20 protein-coding genes and 1 other RNA gene are annotated in these 19,825 nt (G+C 39.2%); 5 read left to right on the top strand and 16 right to left on the bottom strand.

The features are described 5' to 3' along the window. Positions 1-2: 2 nt before the first annotated feature. The 4 genes from KO513_RS03875 to KO513_RS03890 form a co-directional block, all read right to left on the bottom strand. Positions 3-704 (bottom strand): HAD family hydrolase, encoded by a 702-nt coding sequence (locus KO513_RS03875; protein ID WP_215440850.1) that lies wholly within the window; start codon positions 702-704, stop codon positions 3-5. Beyond that, the gene (kdsB, locus tag KO513_RS03880; protein ID WP_215912482.1) at positions 695-1,408 is read right to left on the bottom strand and encodes a 3-deoxy-manno-octulosonate cytidylyltransferase; all 714 of its coding nucleotides are present in this window, start codon (positions 1,406-1,408) and stop codon (positions 695-697) included. Before kdsB ends, KO513_RS03875 begins: the two co-directional genes overlap by 10 nt. 47 nt (positions 1,409-1,455) lie before the next feature. Further along, complete coding sequence (locus KO513_RS03885) at positions 1,456-2,031, bottom strand: DUF4126 domain-containing protein (RefSeq protein ID WP_215912375.1); 576 nt, start codon at positions 2,029-2,031, stop codon at positions 1,456-1,458. A 65-nt stretch (positions 2,032-2,096) separates the two neighbouring features. Continuing rightward, the gene (locus KO513_RS03890; RefSeq protein WP_215441066.1) at positions 2,097-3,536 is read right to left on the bottom strand and encodes an ATP-dependent DNA helicase; all 1,440 of its coding nucleotides are present in this window, start codon (positions 3,534-3,536) and stop codon (positions 2,097-2,099) included. A gap of 101 nt (positions 3,537-3,637) precedes the next feature. Between KO513_RS03890 and KO513_RS03895 the strand changes: the two genes are divergently transcribed. The 3 genes from KO513_RS03895 to KO513_RS03905 are packed head-to-tail and all read left to right on the top strand — an operon-like array spanning position 3,638 to position 5,647. Then, positions 3,638-4,291, top strand: coding sequence for a hypothetical protein (locus KO513_RS03895; protein WP_215440853.1), 654 nt, complete (start codon positions 3,638-3,640; stop codon positions 4,289-4,291). Then, positions 4,266-5,099: a DUF3822 family protein gene (locus tag KO513_RS03900; RefSeq protein ID WP_215440855.1), complete on the top strand. Its 834-nt coding sequence runs from the start codon at positions 4,266-4,268 to the stop codon at positions 5,097-5,099. The genes KO513_RS03895 and KO513_RS03900 overlap by 26 nt, the downstream gene beginning before the upstream one ends. Next, positions 5,099-5,647, top strand: a complete 549-nt coding sequence (locus tag KO513_RS03905) for an RsmD family RNA methyltransferase (protein ID WP_215440857.1) — start codon at positions 5,099-5,101, stop codon at positions 5,645-5,647. The genes KO513_RS03900 and KO513_RS03905 overlap by 1 nt, the downstream gene beginning before the upstream one ends. 20 nt (positions 5,648-5,667) lie before the next feature. Here KO513_RS03905 and rnpB read toward each other — a convergent pair. Continuing rightward, positions 5,668-5,980, bottom strand: an RNA gene (rnpB, locus tag KO513_RS03910) — RNase P RNA component class A. A gap of 125 nt (positions 5,981-6,105) precedes the next feature. Here rnpB and KO513_RS03915 point away from each other — a divergent pair. Then, positions 6,106-7,938 carry a DNA polymerase III subunit gamma/tau gene (locus KO513_RS03915; protein ID WP_215912376.1) on the top strand — a complete coding sequence of 611 codons (1,833 nt, stop codon included), beginning with the start codon at positions 6,106-6,108 and terminating at the stop codon, positions 7,936-7,938. Here KO513_RS03915 and KO513_RS03920 read toward each other — a convergent pair. From KO513_RS03920 to KO513_RS03950, 7 genes are read right to left on the bottom strand one after another with little or no spacing between them, the layout of a single operon-like run. Beyond that, the gene (locus KO513_RS03920) at positions 7,927-8,286 is read right to left on the bottom strand and encodes a transmembrane 220 family protein (protein WP_215912377.1); all 360 of its coding nucleotides are present in this window, start codon (positions 8,284-8,286) and stop codon (positions 7,927-7,929) included. The two genes, KO513_RS03915 and KO513_RS03920, sit on opposite strands and share 12 nt — an antisense overlap. Beyond that, a complete protein-coding gene (locus KO513_RS03925; protein ID WP_215912378.1) occupies positions 8,283-9,662 on the bottom strand; it encodes an alkaline phosphatase family protein in 1,380 nt (459 codons plus the stop codon). The genes KO513_RS03920 and KO513_RS03925 overlap by 4 nt, the downstream gene beginning before the upstream one ends. A gap of 3 nt (positions 9,663-9,665) precedes the next feature. Next, on the bottom strand, positions 9,666-10,859 hold the full coding sequence (gene eboE, locus KO513_RS03930; RefSeq protein ID WP_215912379.1) for a metabolite traffic protein EboE: 1,194 nt from the start codon (positions 10,857-10,859) through the stop codon (positions 9,666-9,668). Position 10,860: 1 nt separating this feature from the next. Then, the gene (locus KO513_RS03935) at positions 10,861-12,024 is read right to left on the bottom strand and encodes a 3-dehydroquinate synthase (RefSeq protein ID WP_252735676.1); all 1,164 of its coding nucleotides are present in this window, start codon (positions 12,022-12,024) and stop codon (positions 10,861-10,863) included. A gap of 30 nt (positions 12,025-12,054) precedes the next feature. Continuing rightward, positions 12,055-12,957: a UbiA-like protein EboC gene (gene eboC / locus KO513_RS03940; RefSeq protein WP_215912380.1), complete on the bottom strand. Its 903-nt coding sequence runs from the start codon at positions 12,955-12,957 to the stop codon at positions 12,055-12,057. Next, the gene (locus KO513_RS03945; protein WP_215912381.1) at positions 12,957-13,865 is read right to left on the bottom strand and encodes a TatD family hydrolase; all 909 of its coding nucleotides are present in this window, start codon (positions 13,863-13,865) and stop codon (positions 12,957-12,959) included. Before KO513_RS03945 ends, eboC begins: the two co-directional genes overlap by 1 nt. A gap of 1 nt (position 13,866) precedes the next feature. Next, positions 13,867-14,724, bottom strand: a complete 858-nt coding sequence (locus tag KO513_RS03950; protein WP_215912382.1) for an EboA domain-containing protein — start codon at positions 14,722-14,724, stop codon at positions 13,867-13,869. 178 nt (positions 14,725-14,902) lie between these two features. On the opposite strand from KO513_RS03950, the gene KO513_RS03955 reads away from it, so the two are divergent. Next, positions 14,903-15,484, top strand: coding sequence for a tRNA-(ms[2]io[6]A)-hydroxylase (locus KO513_RS03955; protein ID WP_215440873.1), 582 nt, complete (start codon positions 14,903-14,905; stop codon positions 15,482-15,484). A 62-nt stretch (positions 15,485-15,546) separates the two neighbouring features. Here KO513_RS03955 and ppk1 read toward each other — a convergent pair whose 3' ends face one another. The 4 genes from ppk1 to KO513_RS03975 form a co-directional block, all read right to left on the bottom strand. Then, positions 15,547-17,649: a polyphosphate kinase 1 gene (gene ppk1 / locus KO513_RS03960; RefSeq protein ID WP_215440875.1), complete on the bottom strand. Its 2,103-nt coding sequence runs from the start codon at positions 17,647-17,649 to the stop codon at positions 15,547-15,549. Further along, the gene (locus KO513_RS03965; RefSeq protein WP_215912383.1) at positions 17,650-18,135 is read right to left on the bottom strand and encodes a SixA phosphatase family protein; all 486 of its coding nucleotides are present in this window, start codon (positions 18,133-18,135) and stop codon (positions 17,650-17,652) included. A gap of 63 nt (positions 18,136-18,198) precedes the next feature. Next, on the bottom strand, positions 18,199-18,846 hold the full coding sequence (pdxH, locus tag KO513_RS03970; RefSeq protein ID WP_215912384.1) for a pyridoxamine 5'-phosphate oxidase: 648 nt from the start codon (positions 18,844-18,846) through the stop codon (positions 18,199-18,201). Between the two features lie 69 nt (positions 18,847-18,915). Beyond that, positions 18,916-19,821 (bottom strand): ribonuclease Z, encoded by a 906-nt coding sequence (locus KO513_RS03975; RefSeq protein WP_215912385.1) that lies wholly within the window; start codon positions 19,819-19,821, stop codon positions 18,916-18,918. Positions 19,822-19,825 lie beyond the last annotated feature (4 nt).

Below are 19,825 nucleotides of genomic sequence, written 5' to 3' on the forward strand. Positions count from 1 at the left end.
AGCTATTTCAAATACTCAACTATATCCGATAATTTATTTATTTTCAGATACTTATAATCACCATTCTCTATTTTAACTTCTTCATGCTGCCATGTAGTATGAAAGGGCACATGCACCGCCTGAGCACCAATTTCAATAAGCGGCAACACATCTGATTTTAATGAATTTCCTATCATCAAAAATTCATTCACATCAATCTCTAAATGGTTCAACAAATGTAGATAGTTTTCTTCTTTTTTATCACTCAAAACCTCCACATGATGAAAGAATTCCGAAAGTCCTGACCTTTCCAATTTACGCTCTTGGTCTAAAAGATCACCTTTGGTCAGAACTATTAACCGATAATTATTGCTTAATTTACGTAAAACTTCTCTTACACCGTCTAATAATTCCACAGGTTGGCGTAACATCTCCTTACCAAGATTTAAAATTTCACCTATTGTGTCTTGAGAAACCCGATTATTAGAAAGCTGCAAAGCAGATTCTACCATAGAAAGCATAAACCCCTTTACACCATACCCATACAATTCAAGGTTTTTAATCTCCATTTTAAAGAGCTCCTGATCAATGGTGTTCATGGTTTCGTATCCCTCTAGAAGCTTGGCGAACTTTTGTTCGGTATCCCTAAAGTAGGTTTCGTTTACCCACAGCGTATCATCGGCATCAAAGCCAATTACCTTTATATTACTGTAATCTACTTCCATGCTGCTTGCGCTCTTTTCAAATCTTCGGGCGTATCTATTTCTATTCCCGAAACGGTAGTTTCTACCATTTTAATTTTTTTGCCGTATTCTAAATATCGGATGGCTTCAATTTTTTCAATAGCTTCCAAAGGCAGCATAGGCAGTCTCTGGAAATCCATTAAAGCCCTTTTCCTAAAGGCGTAAATACCTTTGTGCTTGTAGTATACACTTTCAATCTCTTTATTTCGGGGATAAGGAATTGGCGAACGGGAAAAATACAGTGCAAAATTACGGTTATCCACAATTACTTTTACCGTATTGGGGTTGCTTATTTCCTCTTTGTCCGTAATCCTGACCATTAACGAGGCTAAATCTATCTCTTTCTCCGGATCATTTTTAAACACCTCCAAGACCCCGGCCAAACTTTCCCTATCCGTAAAAGGTTCGTCTCCTTGAACGTTTACAATGATATCAACATCCATATTGGTTACCGCTTCCGCTATACGATCACTTCCACAGTCGTGCTCTTTTTGGCTCATCAGGACTTTTCCGCCGGCGTTGCTTATAGCATTAAAAATGACATCACTATCCGTTACCACGTATACCTCATCAAACAACTTGGTTCCTACTGCCGCTTCGTAAGTGCGCAGTATAACGGGCTTTCCCGACAAGTCCTGCATCAGTTTTGCAGGAAATCTAGATGCCGCATAACGGGCAGGTATCATGGCTATTATTTTCACTTTATATACAAATTATAGTTTTTATTCTATTGTTACGTCCGGTCATTTCTTTTGGGTCTTAATTTTCTGTAAATACGAAAAATCACTACCAAAATAATTATGACCAAAATTACGGCAAGTACAGGAGCGAATATGGATGCCGTGGTTACCACGACCGCCGTGCCCGTTTCTACGGTAGAAACCACAGGATTGGCCAAACCGCCTGTTGAAGCCGTAGAGGCCAACCTACCGGTTGCCCCGGCCCCTTTTATGGCCGTAGCCGTACCGCCACCTGCAATTATAGCCAAAGACCAAGTTACCACTGGATCTAGATCTGCCACCGTAGAGACCATTACGGCCGTACCTGCAATGGCCGCCAAAGGTACCGCAAAACTATCCAAAACATTATCTACCCACGGTATAAAGTAGGCAAAAATTTCCACCAAAGTTGCGACTCCAAATGCTATTACGGCTGCAAAACTTCCTATCCACTGCCAACTTTCGTTTAATTCCCAAACTCCGGTATACGAGGCCAAACTAAGTGCAAACAGAGGCAGGAATACCCGAAACCCTACCGAAGCGGCTAAACCTACACCTAAAAAAATACTGATTATGGTTTCCGATGTCATCTTAACACTATTATTTCCGGTCCGTACGACCTTAAAATTAATACCCTGTACGAGTGCAATTTAGCCTATTCATCACCAACAAAAAAATCGTCCTTAAAACCTATAAGATACAATTGTTTTTTTGCCCTGGTAACCGCGGTGTACAACCACCTAAGATATTCCTTGTCCACCCCATTTGGTAAATAAGGCTGTTCTACAAAAACCGTATTCCATTGGCCTCCTTGAGACTTGTGACAAGTAATGGCATAAGAAAATTTTACCTGGAGCGCGTTAAAATATTTATTATTCTTCACGCCCAGAAACTTCTTGTATTTAGAAGATTCATTCACAAAATCTTTCATTACCTCTTGGTAAAGCCTATTCCCATCTTCGTAAGGTAGCGATGGAGTTTCCGCTTTTATTGTATCCAACAGTAGAACTGTTTCAAAAGGTTTTTGATTAGGATAATCTACCATTTGCACCTTTACTTCCGCAAACCTAAAACCATAGAGTTCTTTTATTGCAAACAGCTCTAACACCTCAATTATATCACCATTTGCAATAAAACCGGCCTCCGTATTGGGCGATAACCAAAAATAATTGTTCTTGACCACCATCATATAATCCCCAACAGATATCTCATTCTCCAGGAACAAAATCCGACTACGAATGTTCTCATTGTACAGGTTGGCCCGCTTATTGGACCTCACGATAAATGCGGTTTCTTCTTTTCCGTTTTCAGAATAGCTTGAATCTATTGCCTCTTGAATCTCATACCCATCAACCAGTCTAACTATATCTCTAAAATTGCTTAAATGAAATTTAAACTCATCTACAAAACTACTCTGTAATTGCTCCCTAAGCAGGGTAGCATTAACCAAAATACCCGAATCTTCGGCTTGGCGCACTACCTCATCCAGTTCTAGGCGAACCACTTCCTTATCGTAATTTAACGCCAGTTTATCAGGGTCTAACGCCGGACTTAGGTTTAGGTGCACGGGTGGCAACTGAGCGGTATCACCAATTAAAATTAGTTTGCAATTATGTCCTCCATAAACAAATTGTATTAAATCATCTAAAAGCGAACCGTTACCAAAAAGCTTGGAATCTGTAGGTGCATCCGGAATCATAGAAGCCTCATCTACTATAAAAATGGTATTTCTATGCTTATTGGGAGCCAAAACAAATTGAATACCGCCGCCGCCCTGCTTTTTAGGGAAATATATTTTTCGGTGAATTGTAAAGGACTGGGTGTTTGCATAGTTGGACATGACTTTTGCCGCCCTTCCTGTGGGTGCCATTAACACTGCCTTCATAGTGGTCTTCCACAAGCTACTTACCAAGGTCCCCACCAAGGTAGTTTTACCTGTTCCCGCAAAACCTTTAAGTAGGAACACATCATCCTTTCTGTCAGAAAGTATATACGTAGCTAGTTTTTGTAGCGCTATCGCTTGCTTAAGGGTAGGTTCGTGCGGAAATTTTTCCTTTAAAATTTTGTAAAAAGAAGCATCGTTCAACATTGTCATAGGTATCAAAGATAAACAGGATTTTTGGGCGAAAAACTTTTGCGATTGAAAAAAAATTGTAGATTTGTCACAACCACTTAAATATAATTAACACTTAAGAAATGAAGACCATAATTCAAATTGTACTGTGGGTAGCTTGTGTAGGTTTGGCATACCTTATATACCAATCAGTTACGGGGCCTATCGAATTCAACAAAGTAAAGGAAGAACGTTTCGGGCAAGTTATTGCTAAATTGAAAGATATAGGAAACGCTCAAGAAGCTTACAAAACGGTGAACAGAAAATACGCCAATGATTTTAACAGTTTGATTAAATTTATCGATACTGCTGAATACACTATTACTCAGCAACGCGATTCTTCATACATGGAGTTTGATAAAACTTACCAAATTGACCTTCTTAAAGAAGTAAAAATTATAGATACCTTAGGTACCGTTTCAGTTAAAGATTCACTTTTCAAGAACGATACTCGTTACAAGACTCTTATGGAAGTTCCTTTCGCTAAAAATGGTGAGAAGTTTGAAATGAAAGCTGATGTTCTTGTTAAAGGAAATTACAAAGCCCCTGTTTATGAGGCTAAAGTAGACAAGGCTGTTGTTCTTTACGACCAACAACCTACTCTTTTAAAGAAAGAAAAAGCAGAAGTTGGTGTGGAAGAGGTAAACGGTGCTTACATAAAAATTGGCTCACTTACCGAAGTTAGTACTGCTGGTAACTGGCCCCCTATATATGACAAAAAAGCAGACAAAAAATAATACTGGAGAACCAGTGGAAAATTTTAAAAAACTGTCCATTCAAGTTAGCTTGAATGGACTTTCTTTTTGTGTATTTGATACCGTAGCGAATACTATACTAAATTCTGAAAAGGTAGTTTTTGCAAAAGAACTTACCCCGTATGAAATATTAAAACGTTTAAAGCTCTTATTTTCATCCCATACCATTGAAAAAGAGCAGTTTTCAGAAATAGTTGTCGTACACAGAAACAACCTCTTCAGCCTTGTACCAAAAGCTTTGTTCAATGAAAACGAGCTGGCCAATTATTTAAAGTTCAACACCAAAATCTTGGCCAACGACCATTTGGCTTATGATGAACTTGAAAGTTTTGAGATTAACAATGTTTATGTTCCTTTTGTAAACATCAACAACTACATCTACGACCTTTTTGGCGAATTTACCTTTAAGCACAATGGCACCGTAATGGTAGAGTCATTACTGAACAACCATGCTACCAATAAAGAAGCTGTGTGTTATATACATACTTCGCAACGCCAAATGGACGTTACGGTAATCGCATCAAAAAAACTTTTGTTGTTCAACAGCTTCAATTTTGTAACCAAAGAAGATTTTCTCTACTACCTGCTCTTTACGTTGGAGCAACTGGAGCTTGACACGGAATCGGTTTGTCTAAAACTCTTTGGTGATATTGAAAAAGGCGATGATATTTACGACCTATGTTACAACTACGTAAAAGATGTTTCCATTTTCTACCCCTCATTTACCGAACACCCAGGCATAGACCGACCAGAAGAAACTATTGATTTTACCGTAATAAACGCCTTTTAATGCGCATCATTTCAGGTTTACACAAAGGAAAGCGATTAACAGCTCCCAAAAAATTACCGGTTCGCCCTACTACGGACATGGCCAAAGAAGCCCTGTTCAACATTTTAAACAACCGTTATTATTTTGACGAACTCGTAGTTTTGGACCTATATGCCGGAACAGGAAATATTAGTTATGAATTTGCCTCTAGAGGCACCACACAAATTAGTGCCGTAGATGCAGACTATGGGTGTATACGGTTCATTAACGAAACCTCGGAAAATCTAGAAATGAGTATTTCTGCTTTTAAAAGTGATGTTTTTAGTTACCTTGAAAAATCCCGGGAAAAATCAACTATCATTTTTGCGGACCCGCCTTACGACCTTCCTTTGGAGTCATTTGAAAAAATACCTGAACTGGTTTTTGAAAATGAATTATTGTTGGATAATGGCCTTCTTATTATAGAACATGCCAGCCAAATGGACCTATCCCATATCAACAATTTTGTGGAAAACCGAAAATACGGAAGTAGTATGTTCAGTTTTTTTGAAAATCCTGACCAAGATTAAAATTGAATTCTTGGAAGAAAAAATAAAGCAGGCCATAAGCCGGATTCTGTTAAGCCCCAAAGGAACTCCCTTATCATTTATCTAGTACTAACATTACTGTTAGGCTCAAACCGCCTACCCTTCGGCTCGGGCGTGCAGCCCTCAAGCACCGATTTACATGACGTTTCACCGCATAGAGTTTACCTGGTTTCACTACAGCATTACCTGTACATACTTTCTGCTGCACTTGTCCTATTCCGTTAAACGGGACGACGGGCGTTACCCGCTATGCTGCACTATGGTGTCCGGACTTTCCTCTCCCGTTTTCACGGCAGCGATAAGGAGACCTGCTCAACGCGCTAAATTAGTACAATTGTTGATAAATAAAGACTTTATCCCACCGAAATAAAACACTGGTACCATTCCTATTTTTATATTTGTAGGATTGAATTGATGTAAATTCTAAACCATAGTTTTTTTTGGAACCTTTTATTGTATCGGCACGTAAATATAGACCTCAAACATTTAGGGATGTTGTGGGGCAGCAGGCCATTACCAATACTTTGACCAATGCCATTGAACACAATCATTTGGCACAGGCCCTTTTATTTTGCGGCCCTAGAGGAGTTGGTAAGACTACCTGCGCCCGTATTCTTGCCAAACAGATAAATTCTGATGGAACGGAACGTGAAGGTGAAGATTTTGCATTCAATATTTTTGAGCTGGATGCCGCCTCCAACAACTCGGTAGATGACATCCGTAATCTTATAGACCAAGTACGCATACCACCACAAGTGGGCAAATACAAGGTTTACATCATAGATGAGGTTCACATGCTCTCGCAATCGGCCTTCAACGCTTTTCTAAAAACACTTGAAGAACCGCCAAAACATGCCATATTTATTTTGGCCACCACCGAGAAGCATAAAATTATACCCACGATACTCTCTCGTTGTCAGATATTTGATTTTAAGAGAATCACCGTTAAAGATGCTGCCGAATATCTAAAATACATTGCTGAGAACCAAGGCATTGTTGCAGATGATGATGCACTACATATCATAGCCCAAAAGGCAGATGGTGCAATGAGGGATGCCCTTTCAATTTTTGATAGGGTCGTTAGTTTTTCAGGAAAAGAACTGACCAGAAAGGCCGTGACGGAAAATTTAAATGTTCTTGATTACGACACTTATTTTGCTGCGACCGATTTAATTCTGACTCATAACATACCGCAACTACTCTTATTATTTAACAAAACCCTATCATTAGGTTTTGACGGGCATCATTTTATCAGCGGATTAGCCTCTCATTTTAGGGACTTAATGGTTTGCCAACACCAAGACACCATTAACCTTTTGGAAGTAGGCGATGTGGCCAAACAGAACTATTTAGAGCAATCAAAGAAGACCTCAATGCAGTTTCTTCTTCAAGCTTTGAATATTGCCAATGACTGTGACCTGAAGTATAAGACTAGTAAAAACCAACGGTTGCTGGTAGAACTTACCTTAATGAAACTAGCTTCAATTGGATTTGAGGCCGAAAAAAAAAATTCTGAATCCGACTTCCTAGACGGTTCTAACATTGATTATATAGCTCCAGCATCCTTTTTCAAAGGAAATGGCGCAGTTCAAAAAACACCGGCAAACACTAGTATTCCCGCTCCAAAAGAGCAACCAGAAGTGACTACTCCTGAACCTGTTGTTTCTACCGAAAAACGAGAGGAAACCTATCAAAACGAGGAAAAAATTCCTTCTCCAAGTTCAATTGCCGTTGCGGAGCCCAAAATACAGGAAACAGCACAGCCACAACCTGAAGCTGTACCCGTAAAAAAACTCAGTATAGGTGGAGAAAGAAGGGTTTCAGGGCTTTCCCTGTCTAGTTTAAAGGCAAAAAAAGAACATGAGCTTAGCAGAAAGGATGAAACAATTGATGAAAGTAAGCTCCCAAAAGATGCTTTTTCCGAAGAGGAAATGCAACAACATTGGGCAGATTATATTCAGAAAATTGATAACGACGGAAAGAAAATTTTGGCCTCCAACCTTAATGTAGATATTCCAAAACTAGTTCAGGGTAAAACCATTTGGATTGAATTACCCAATGAAACCATGAAAAAGGAAATTGAGCGCGAGCAATATGGACTTATGGAGCATTTGAGAAGAAACCTGAACAACTACTTTATTGAATTAAAGATTACCGTAAACGAAACCGTTGCAAAAAAGTTTGCGTTTACTCCAGAAGAAAAATATGAAAAGCTCAGGGAGAAAAACCCTGCCATAGATTTACTTAGAAAAACTTTTGATTTAGATCTTTAGCCCTTTTTCAAACCGGATTCTTAGTGCGTACACCAACATTATTACGGCAATAATCAACAAACCACCTGCTTCCCTAGCCCGTTCAATATTTACAATATCACCTTCACCAATAGCAAAACCTTGAAATTGCTCCGGCCATTGGGTATACGTACCAATTACGGCTAAAAAGAAAAAAGATATAGCCACATAAACAGACAAACGGTTCATTGCGAACAAAGCAGAGGCCAATGCCGCAAGTCCGTAAATAAGATACCACGTAGTAGCATCCGGGTCATTATACTGTAGATAGGCGGCCCAAGTGAAAAGAATGGCGAATACAACGCCCACTATTTTAAAGAAATTTTTCATATTTCCTCCGTTACGTGCTCCTTAAGGATAGTATACACATCCGTAGCTTCTATATCATCCTCAAAAGAAGAATTGATCTGATCGGTTATCAATATAGGGTAATCTGCCTTGTCTTCGGGAATTCTACCATGAGAACCTTTTACTAAAGTAGCATCTAGCGGAATAATATTCATAACCGTTCTAAAACCCATTTTTTTCTTCAACAACTTAGCTACAACTTTTGCCATAACCAATTTGTCTTTTGGGTTTGTCAACATTTCTACTGGGTCGTAACCTGGCTTTTTATGAATATCAACCATACGTGCGTAATCCGGTGCCTTGGCATCATCTAACCAAAAATAATAGGTAAACCAAGAATCGGCATCTGCTACCACAACTAGGTCTCCACACCTCTCATGCTTTAAATTAGCTTTTTCCAACTCCTCACCTGTCAAAACCTTTTCTACTCCAGAAACGGTCTCCAATAAAGCTTTGACTTCTAATTTTATAGATGGGTCGTTCAAATACACATGTGCAATTTGATGATCGGCCACCGCAAAAGCCCTACTCTGCCCCGCATCCAAAAGCTCCAACCCACGTTCTTCCCTAATAGCGATATACCCCTTGGAACGTAGAATTCTATTTAAATGAATAGGGTTGTTTACATCCGTAATACCATATTCCGACAGCAATACAATACGCGCGTTACGCTGTTTAAAATGAGTCACCAACTGCTCAACAACAGCATCTATCTCCTTTAAATCCCTTTTTATTTTGCTGAAATCCAACCCGTGGCGCTGTAAGTTGTAATCTAGATGTGGAAGGTAGACAAGAGACAATGTTGGATTGTGCATCTCATCCGTACGAATGGCAGCATCGGCAATCCACTTACTAGATTTTATAGAGGTTTTTGGGCCCCAAAATTGAAATAACGGAAAAGTACCCAACTCATCTTGCAATGTATCCCTGAGCTCCGGAGGATAAGAGTATACATCCGGAATCTTTCGGCCATCAGCCAAATAGTTTGGCCTTGGCGTTAAGCTATAATCTACACTAGAATACATATTGTACCACCAAAAATGGTTGGCACATGTAAAATGTTCGTCTTCCTTTTTTAATTGGTCCCAAAGCTTTTCGCTCTGTACCAATTTATTGGACTGACGCCAGAATTTCACTTCACATTCGTCCTTAAAATACCATCCATTGCCAACAATACCATGCTCATTAGGTGTTTTACCCGTTAGGTAAGTAGATTGTGCCGAACATGTTACTACTGGTAAAATTGGACTTATGTAAGCCGATTTTCCCTTTTTTAAGAAAGATTCTATAAATGGGGTATGTTCCCCAATAAGCCGCTGGGTCAAGCCCACAACATTAATCACTAGCGTTTTTTTCATCCTCTAAAACTTTTCAACAAACCACTCAATCTCTCTGACAATAGACTCCGAAAGGTCTCTTTTCAAAGCGGAGGGAAGAACATCCCATGTATAGGTCTCTATTTCCAAGTGCTCGGAAACAGGATTATTTTTTAAATATTCCATCACTTTTACGATATGGTCTTGCGTAGAATCCAACACCCCAAACCGTTCCAAAAATATAGGTACGTGAAAATGCGCACGTAACTCCTTAAAATCACGCTTATGTTCCAAGACAATAGGCAGATCGTTATAGGTTTTTACCTTTCCATCCACCTGTTCGGTAACCTGATGCAGGTATGTAGGCTCATCAAAAAGAGCCAAGGCCTCCCATATTTCATCATTTCCTGACGGATTGGCAAGTATTTTCAGGGCCGCACTAACTTGAATTTTTCCAATCGCTATTCCCGCGTCGGCGAACTTCTTAAATGTGTCCGAAGGTTCTTCGTAGGCCAATGAAAAATGGCAGATATCATAACAGACTGTAAGATACCGGTGTATAATTTTATTGGCTTCTGAAGCATCCAAACCAAGTTTATCGGTAATTACGGACGTTCCGATGGGTATAAGGTAATCCCTAAAAAAATGAAGCACCTCGTCACTGTTTTCCAACATGCCATCTGGCTCCGGTTCTATATCTAGGTGCACATATTTTCCAGTTCGCTTTTCTATGTGATGTAGATGAATGGCTACTTCCACCATATTCTTTGCTCCGGTCTCAAAAGCTGATTTTGTAGCCTCTTCCGTAGTATGCCAATATTTGTAACTCACTGGAGAGGTAGATATTCCACCAGATATACCTTCAGGAAGCAAAGCCTCTAACTGATCGAACAAACGTTTGGTATAGATCAATCGTTCAGCAGTGGTCCAATCCGGGGTATGTACATCATCCTTTACACGTTCATTATGAAAGTTGCCGTATGGAAAACCGTTCATAGTAAAAACATACACTTTGTTCTTGCCCAACCATTGCTTGAATTCTTCCAGATTACCGTTCATGGCAAGCTCTTCACTAGCTTTGTTGGATAACCGCAACCCTAATCCAAAAGGTGTGTCCAAAGCTACTTTTTGCTTTATCTGGGGAACATGCTCCTTTAGACTATCAAACGTAGTCTTCCAATCAAATCCGGGGTGAATATTGGTACAATAAGTGAGTTGAAAATTGTTATCTATCTGCAAACTACCCTACTTTAAGTTTTGAAATTTCGTTTACCATGTCCAGTGCCTTTTTCATGGTCTGGCGGTCAATCTGATGAACATCATGCTTAACACCTAAATCAGAAATAAGTGTTATAGTAAGTTCTCCTCCTAAATGCTCGCGAAACTCTTCTATTCCGTTCAGCAATTCATTTACCTCTTTCTCGGAAGCCAATGGAAAGCTTAAATCAAAACCAATGTTCTGGAAAACAGCCACCACACGGTCTAAATCCGCTTTATTAATCAAACCTGTTAAATGCGCATAAGCCACATCTAATACTATGCCTTTTGCAACGGCTTCGCCATGACGTAGGGCGTAATTGGTCATATATTCCAATTTATGGGCCGCCCAATGCCCAAAATCCAAAGGTCTGGACGAACCACTCTCAAAAGGGTCTCCGCCTTGGGCAATATGGTGCATATGCATTTCGGCACACCTATATATCGTGTACTGCATTGCTTCCATGTCTCTATCCCGCAATTTATATGCGTTTTCCTCCAAATACTCAAAAAAGACCTTATCCTTGATCAATGCGACTTTTAAGGCTTCGGAAATACCGGAAATCCAATCGCGTTGCTCTAAGGTTTTTAGAAAATCCGTATCGTTTATAATCGCATATGGTGGCGCAAAAGTGCCAATGAAATTCTTTTTCCCAAAAGCATTCACACTATTTTTAACGCCCACAGCGGAATCATCTTGAGACAAAACAGTTGTTGGTATACGAATTAATTTTACACCTCTATGCGCAATTGCCGCGGCGTATCCTGCCATATCAATTACCGCTCCTCCACCAATTACCACAACAAATGAATGTCTGCAAATAGCATATTCGCTAACTCCTTTAAGTATTGCTTCAACTTGACTTTCATCATTTTTACATGCTTCGCCCCCTTGGACTATCATGCTCTTCATGTGCACCAGATTTTCAGGATAGTGCTTACAGTAAGATTTTATATTGTCCATAAGTGCCGGGTGCGCAGCCGCAACACCATCATCAACCACAAAAAGAAGTTTAACAGGCTCATTTTTATAGGCCTTAATAATATCCTTGAACAAGGTATTTTCGGTACCGAACAAGTTTTGGGTAAAGTGAAGGCCATATTGATATGAAACCTCAAATTTTTGTTCTATCGTTTTAAACATCATTTTTCTTTTGAACGCCAATAACAATTGACCTTAGGTAACCGCAAATAATTTTGATAGGCTCTTGGACACCGGAAGCAGTGCCAAAATAACCAACCCATACCACCAGTCCGAAAAAGCTACGGCAATGGACGAATCCAATAAAATTAACGCTATGACACCCGCCATAACCGCTTTTTTGATATTCTCCGGTGAGTTTATGGAATGTGCTCTTATCAAAGGCCTGAAAACCGTGAACGCAAACAATATCAAAAACAATAACGGAAATAAAAGCGCATCCGTATGTAGAAAAGCCATAGTTGCAACGGCTAAAATTACGGTTCCGTAGAGAACTCCTGCCAATACAATATGATTTTTATTTTCTCCATGCACTTCCCCTCTACTTATTAAAGTAATCGCAAAGATGTATACGATGGGTATGAAGGCCATGAACCAAAAACTAAAATCATTTAAGATGGACATGCCCAATAACAAGTTGATTCCCCTGCACAGCCCCATACTTAAAGGCCCGAAAAAATCATATTTCTTAGCAATTGCATCATATAAAAGTATGGCAAATGCCAATGCTACAGCAACCATTCCGGACGTTACGGACACAAGGAATGCCAACAGTACGCCAACAGTTAAAGTAACACCGCCATATAACGCCGCCGAATTATAAGGAACGATACCTCTAGGAATAGGCCTTTCGGGACGTTCTACTTGATCGATCTTAAAATCGAATACATCGTTTAGAATTACGCCTCCCGCATAGAGAAGTACGGATGAAAATATTAGGTATATCACATTAAAAAACCGCTCCGAACCTAGAAAATCAGTTTGAAGACCACCTACAAAAATACCTCCAATAGCTACACCGGCCAAAATATCGGCCGCAGCAGTCGGTAAATTAGCAGGTCTTGCCAATCGTGCATAACCAAGAAACGTGCGATTCATTATGTAATCTGATCAGAATCTATCCTAGGCTCCTGCCCCCTCAAAACACTGTTATCATTAAAAAGTTGCGTTTGATTAATTCCATTAGGCTTTAACCAGTGCTCTTCCTTCATTTTACCATTGGAACCAAAAATATCCAATGCATTTTGATAACATGTCTTTACAACATCCTCTCTTGCAATTCCTCTTTTAAGCATAAGGTTTGCCGTCTTTGGCACCGCCAAAGGATCACTAACACCCCAATCTGCAGAGCTATCTACAATGATATTGTTGCTACCATATTTTTTGACCACTTCTACCATACGTTCGTTACCCATTTTTGTCTTTGGGTAAATGGTAAACGCTGCAATGAAACCTCTATCAAGAACGTCTTTAACGGTTTCCTCGTTATTGTGGTCAATAACCACTTTTGAAGGGTCTAAACCATGTTCCAAACACACCTCCATACTTTTTAAAGTACCTGCTTTTTTATCGCGGTGGGGCGTATGCACTTGCACTACCATGTCTAACTCTTTGGCCATTTCCAGTTGCATACGGAAATATTTATCCTCCGCTGGCGTCTGGTCGTCATACCCTATTTCTCCAATAGCTACAACGTTCTGCTTGTGCACGTACAATGGCAAAAGCTCTATAACCTGCTCCGCCAATGCTTCATTGTTGGCTTCTTTGGAATTTAAGCCGATGGTACAATAATGCTGAATACCAAATTGGCTCGCCCTAAAAGGCTCCCAACCTACCAAACTACTGTAATAATCTTGAAACGAACCCACTTGCGTTCTTGGCTGTCCTAACCAAAAAGAAGGTTCTATTATAGCTACTACTCCGGCCGCGGCCATAGCCTCATAATCGTCCGTAGTTCGCGATGTCATATGTACATGCGGGTCGATTATCATCATTTTATCTTCCATACTAATCTTTTATATTTTTCCAGGTAATAATTTTACGCTCTACTTGAGTTTTTATTTCGGGATACTTATCCAGTAATTCTTTCGCTTTTGACGCTTCGGAATTATAGCAACATAATGCGGCCACTTTATTTTCAACAGGATTATCACTTGCAAACAAGCGCTCCATATCTTTCAATAAATTATCATCTAAAAATCCCGCGACCGGTCTCCAAAACAAAGGTTCAATCTCCCTTGAAGCCGCCCAACGTTCATGTGCATAATCTGAGATAATCCGTGCCAAGTCCTTATTGGCCCGCTCGTCAATATTCAAAATATTGGAGAGGTCTAACTGCATAAAGGCAGCCTTTAAAAACATTTGGTTCCATTGCTGATCATTAAAATATTTTGCCGGGTAAGGGTTCCGCATACTTATCGCTTCAAAAATAGTGGCAATGTTCGTACGCAAAGCTTCAACTGCGGTCTGCTTATAATTCTCCGCATTGGGCAATAAGATTAGAAATTTCAGAAAAGTTTCGAGCTCACCAATATCTGCAACTTGAATTAAATTGGCCACTTTGGGCACAAAAAAATCTTCGTTGGCATATAGCACCTTTATCAATAGATAAATACGCGCTACCTGAAGCGTTGTAGCTTTTTGAGTTTTTAAATATTGGGTTACTGCATCCGCATCCTCACTTAGATTCAGAATAGTGCCTGAATCTATTTTACTAGCCAGCAGGCTATAGGTCATATACAGGTCCTTAGTAGAACTTGAGCCAATGATCTGCTCTAATTTTTGTTGCAACCATGAATTTGTTTCCGAGTCTAAATTAGTGCTTAATAAAGACTGGAGCTTTTGGTCTATTTTGGTTAATTCCATAATCTGTTATTCGGGTTTCTTGACAAGTGGTAACAACCCTGCTTTTTTAACCTTTCGGTCTAATAAAAAACAACTATCTACAAAACTAATTATTCTTTAGGGGAAACTGGATATTTAAGATGCTAAATTCTAGTTATAGTTTACAAAGATTCTTGCTAATTTTACGAAAAATATAATTATGCTAGGCCTTAAGTTACCAACTGACCCCAGATGGGTGAATATTGTTGAGAAAAATATAGATGAGATTTTGACCGATCACGCCTACTGCGAACAAAAAGCAGCAAGCACGGCCATATCATTAATCATAAGTTTTCCCGAGTATACCGAGTTGGTGGAGGAAATGATAGCACTTTCTAGAGAGGAAATGGCCCATTTTAAAATGGTACATGACCGTATTACGGCTAGAGGACAAAGTTTAGGACGGGATAGAAAAGATGAGTATGTTCTTCAATTGATCAAATTCTTTCCAAAAGGCGGAAGCCGCACCACCCAATTGGTACATCGTCTTTTATACGCCGCATTGATCGAAGCCAGAAGCTGTGAACGCTTTAGATTGCTATCTGAAGAACTGGAGGATAAAGAACTTGCTGAGTTCTACCATAAGCTTATGGTAAGTGAAGCCGGGCACTACACCATGTTCCTAAAATTTGCAAGGCAATATGGAAATCGTGAAGAAGTGGACAAGAAATGGCAAGCACTCCTAGATTTTGAGGCTGAAATAATGAAAAACCTAAGTAAGAACGAAAGCATTCACGGGTAAGAATTTCAGGTTTTAGAAAAGCCCATATGCTTTAGCCTAAAACCTGAAACCCTAATTATTCCTTACTCTGCCATTGAAATATCCGGACCTAGTTTATTTTTGTAATAATCATATGTAGCAAACTGCGAACGTAGCTTAGGCTTATCATTTACACGATAAGCGTTATTCTGTTCTTCATTGAACACTCTAGCTTTTACATTATCGTTCCAAGAAATTTCATACGTATCTATCAACTCTTGTTTTACATCTTCGTCATAAATAGGACAACCTACCTCTACCCTATTCTCTAGGTTACGGGTCATAAAATCCGCAGAAGAAATAAACACTCTGGTATCACCATCGTTACAGAAAATAAAGATTCTTGGGTGTTCCAAAAACTTATCTACAATACTAATGGCCTCAATATTCTCGCTCATACCTTTTATACCGGGTATTAAGCAGCAGATACCTCGCACGATCAGTTGTATCTTAACACCGGCATTACTGGCTTCGTACAATTTATCTATCATTTTATACGAAGTAAAGCTGTTCATCTTAATTTTGATGTACGCCTCTTTACCCGCTTTAGCGTTCGCTATTTCCTTATCTATCAGTTTTATAAAAAAAGATTTGGTATAATGTGGAGACACTATTAGATGCTTGTACTTATTGATTTTATAGGTTGTCTCAAAGAAATCGAAAACCTTATTCAATTCTTTTAGAATACGCTCATTTGCCGTAAACAGTGTATAATCCGTATAAATTCTTGCAGTAGACTCGTTAAAGTTACCTGTGCTTATAAATCCATAGCGCTTCAGCACCCCGTTTTCCTCTCTTTCTATCATACATATCTTACTATGTACTTTAAGCCCTGGTACACCAAAAATGAGTTTTACACCTTCCGCCTGAAGTTCCTCGGCATATCTAATATTGGCTTGTTCATCAAAACGTGCGCGAAGTTCTATTTGCAAGGTCACCTGTTTTCCATTCTTAACCGCATTGGACAAACAAGCGGCCACCTGAGAATCGTTGGCAAGACGATATACCGTAATCTTGATCGCTTTTACCTTTGGATCTAGAGCGGCTTCCCTTAAAAATTTAAGCACATATGAAAATGTATGGTAAGGCGTGTACTGCAAATAATCCTTATCAGCTATTTTCTCAAGCAGACTACCTTCAAGATTTAAACCTTTTACCGGTAAGGGAGCTATTTTACTGTACATTAAATCTTCTCTTCCCAAACTAGGGAAACCCATATAATCCCGCTTGTTATGATATCTACCTCCCGGTATAACACTATCCGCATCCTCGATCCCCATTTTATCCTTAAGAAAATCCAACGTATCCAACTCTATGTTCTTGTCATATACAAAACGTACCGGATCACTAATTTTCCTATGTTCTACACTGGAGTAAATTTTCTCAATAAAACTTTTACTTAAATCATTATCTATATCAAGTTCCGCATCTCGCGTAATCTTGATCATATGAGAGGATATGGACTTATAATCGAACATAGGGAAAACACTGTCCATACAATACCGGATAATATCATCCAGAATAATCACATAGTTCTTATCACCCTCTTTAGGCAGAACCACAAAACGGTCAATACCCTTAGGAATTTCAATAAGTGCATATCGTTTTTCCTTTTTCTCAAAGGTACGTTTGGTGCGATCATCACTCTTTAAAACCATCTTTACGGCTAAATATGCCGCTGTATCCTTTAACATTGGAAACTCCGCCAAATCATTTAAAATGATGGTCATAAGCTGCGGACTCACCTTTTGAATGAAGTATTTCTTAACGAACTCCCCTTGTTTCTCGGTCAATTCGTTTTCCTTAAGAAGATAGATATCCTGATTTTCTAACTCCTTCTGTATTTCGTCTAAAATCTCAACACTTTTGCGTTGCTGCTCAATTACAAATTTGGTAATCTCTTCCAGTAAATCCTTGGCCTTCTCACCACCTAAAACACTTTTGCCCGATTTTCCCGCTTCAAAAATTCGTTTTACGGTAGCATAACGCACTTTAAAAAATTCATCTAAATTGTTGGAAAAAATTCCTAAAAACCGAAGACGTTCTATTAACGGTACATTCTCATCCTCGCACTCTTGAAGCACTCTTTCGTTAAAACGCAACCAGCTTATTTCTCTGTTTATATATTTGTAATTTGTCTTTATCATTTATCTAAGGTCTTTCGGGAAAATGGTTTGTTTTGTTGTTCCTTTTGTTACTGAATTCCAGCTATTGACCGGAAAACTGAGCTGTACCAGGCCACTGGTCGTAACGTTGTCAATATAGGTATTTCCCAAAGAATTGGCAACATGGGTAAAAGCGTGATTATGACCAAAAATCATCACAGAATCTAACGAATCATCAAGGTTTGATATAAAGTCAAAAACCGATTCCCCTGAAAAATCATACAGTTCGTTCGTAATCTGTACCAAGGACAAAGAAATATTGAGCTGTCTAGTAAAAATCATAGCGGTGTGCAATGCCCTATTTGCGGGACTTGAAAAAACGGCGTCTATATTTTCTCCTTGAGAATTAAACTTGGAGGACACTAAAAGTGCATCGTTCACACCTCTTTCCTGAAGCGGCCGATCTTTATCGCTCACCGAATAATCCCAAGAAGATTTCCCATGCCTGACCATTATCAATGTTTTCATTTAACCCAAATTTAAAGTTTTAAAAATGTTTAGCCCCTTCCAAATTTTGCTCTAACCTTCGGTTTAAGGTGCCAATCTTTCCATTTTCCAATCCAAACCATTAATTAAGCTATACCTAATACGATCATGCAAGCGGTTAGGTCTTCCTTGCCAAAATTCCAATGATTGCGGTTTTACAATATACCCGCCCCAATAGTCCGGTCTTGTTATTTCCTTGTCCTGGTATTCTTGCTCTAATTGCTTTAACTTATTTTCCAAATCTTCCCTAGATGCAATAACAGAGCTTTGCTCAGAAACAATGGCTCCAAGCTTGCTCCCATCCGGGCGGGACTCAAAATAACCGTCAGACATATTTTCGGCAATCTTTTCGGCCTTGCCTTTTATAATAATCTGTCTTTCCATATTAGGCCAAAAAAAGGAAATACACACATTTGGGTTAGCGGCTATTGCCTTGCCCTTTTCACTATGGTAATTGGTATAGAATATAAATCCCTCATGGGTAAACTTTTTTAAAAGCACCACCCTACTTTTAGGGTAACCGTCCAAACCAATAGTTGAAACGGTCATAGCATTTGGTTCATCCACTCCGTCCGATGCTTCCGTTTCATAGAACCATTTTTGAAACAACTCCATAGGATTATCCGAAATGGAATCTTCCAAAAGGGCACTCTTTTCATATGATTTGCGATAATCGCCTAAATCTTTCTGCATAATTTTCTTGCTAAAATCCTTTTAACCAAAGTTCAGCAAAAGATTGGTAACGAAAAAGTAGGAAGGAAACTAAAACTCAAAAAACTTGCCGTCATCGGCAAGTTCTACATTGGAGAAAACTTCCAATGCTTCGCCTTTAAAAAACTCTATGGATTTATATCGGGTAGAATAGTGACCTAAAACCAGCAAACCCACGTTTGCCGCTTTGGCGATTGCCGCTGCTTCCTTGGCCGTAGAGTGCTTAGTTTTTACCGCTAAATGGGCCTCTGTCTCCAAAAAAGTGGACTCATGATACAATGCCGTAGCGTTTTTGATTTGACCAACAATATCTGGCTTATAACCGGTATCACTACAATAAGCATAACTCTTAGGGGTTGGCGGATCAAAACTCAACTTGGCATTAGGAACCACAGTTCCATTATCTAACGTAACATCCTTGCCGTTTTTTATATTTTGAAAATAGGCCCTATCCACCTTATACTTTGCAACCGCTTCTACATTAAGTTTACGCTCCCCTGGTTTCTCTTTAAATAGAAAACCGTTTGTATATACCCGATGATTTAACCGAATAGTTTCTACAGAAATTTTATCGTCTTCAAAAACAATTTCCGATTCCCTATTTGAAAGCTCATGAAAATACAGTTGATAATTGGTCCATGAATCACCAAGCTTTAGGAGTAAGGTAATAGCTTCTTTAATTCCCTTGGGGCCGTAAATATGCAATTCTTTTTCCCTGCCTAACAACCGAAAAGTGGAAACCAAACCTGGGAGACCAAAAAAATGATCACCATGTAAATGGGAAATAAAAATATGGTTAATGCGCGAAAACTTTATTTTATGCTTTCGTAACTGTACTTGGGTACCTTCGCCGCAGTCTATCAAAAACATATGGTTCTTGACTTCCAAAACCTGAGAAGTAGGATTGGTTAACGTACGAGGTGTTGCAGCGTAGCAACCAAGAATATGCAGTTTCATTTTT

The sequence above is a fragment of the Zobellia sp. B3R18 genome, from assembly GCF_018860715.1.
Lineage (GTDB): Bacteria > Bacteroidota > Bacteroidia > Flavobacteriales > Flavobacteriaceae > Zobellia > Zobellia russellii.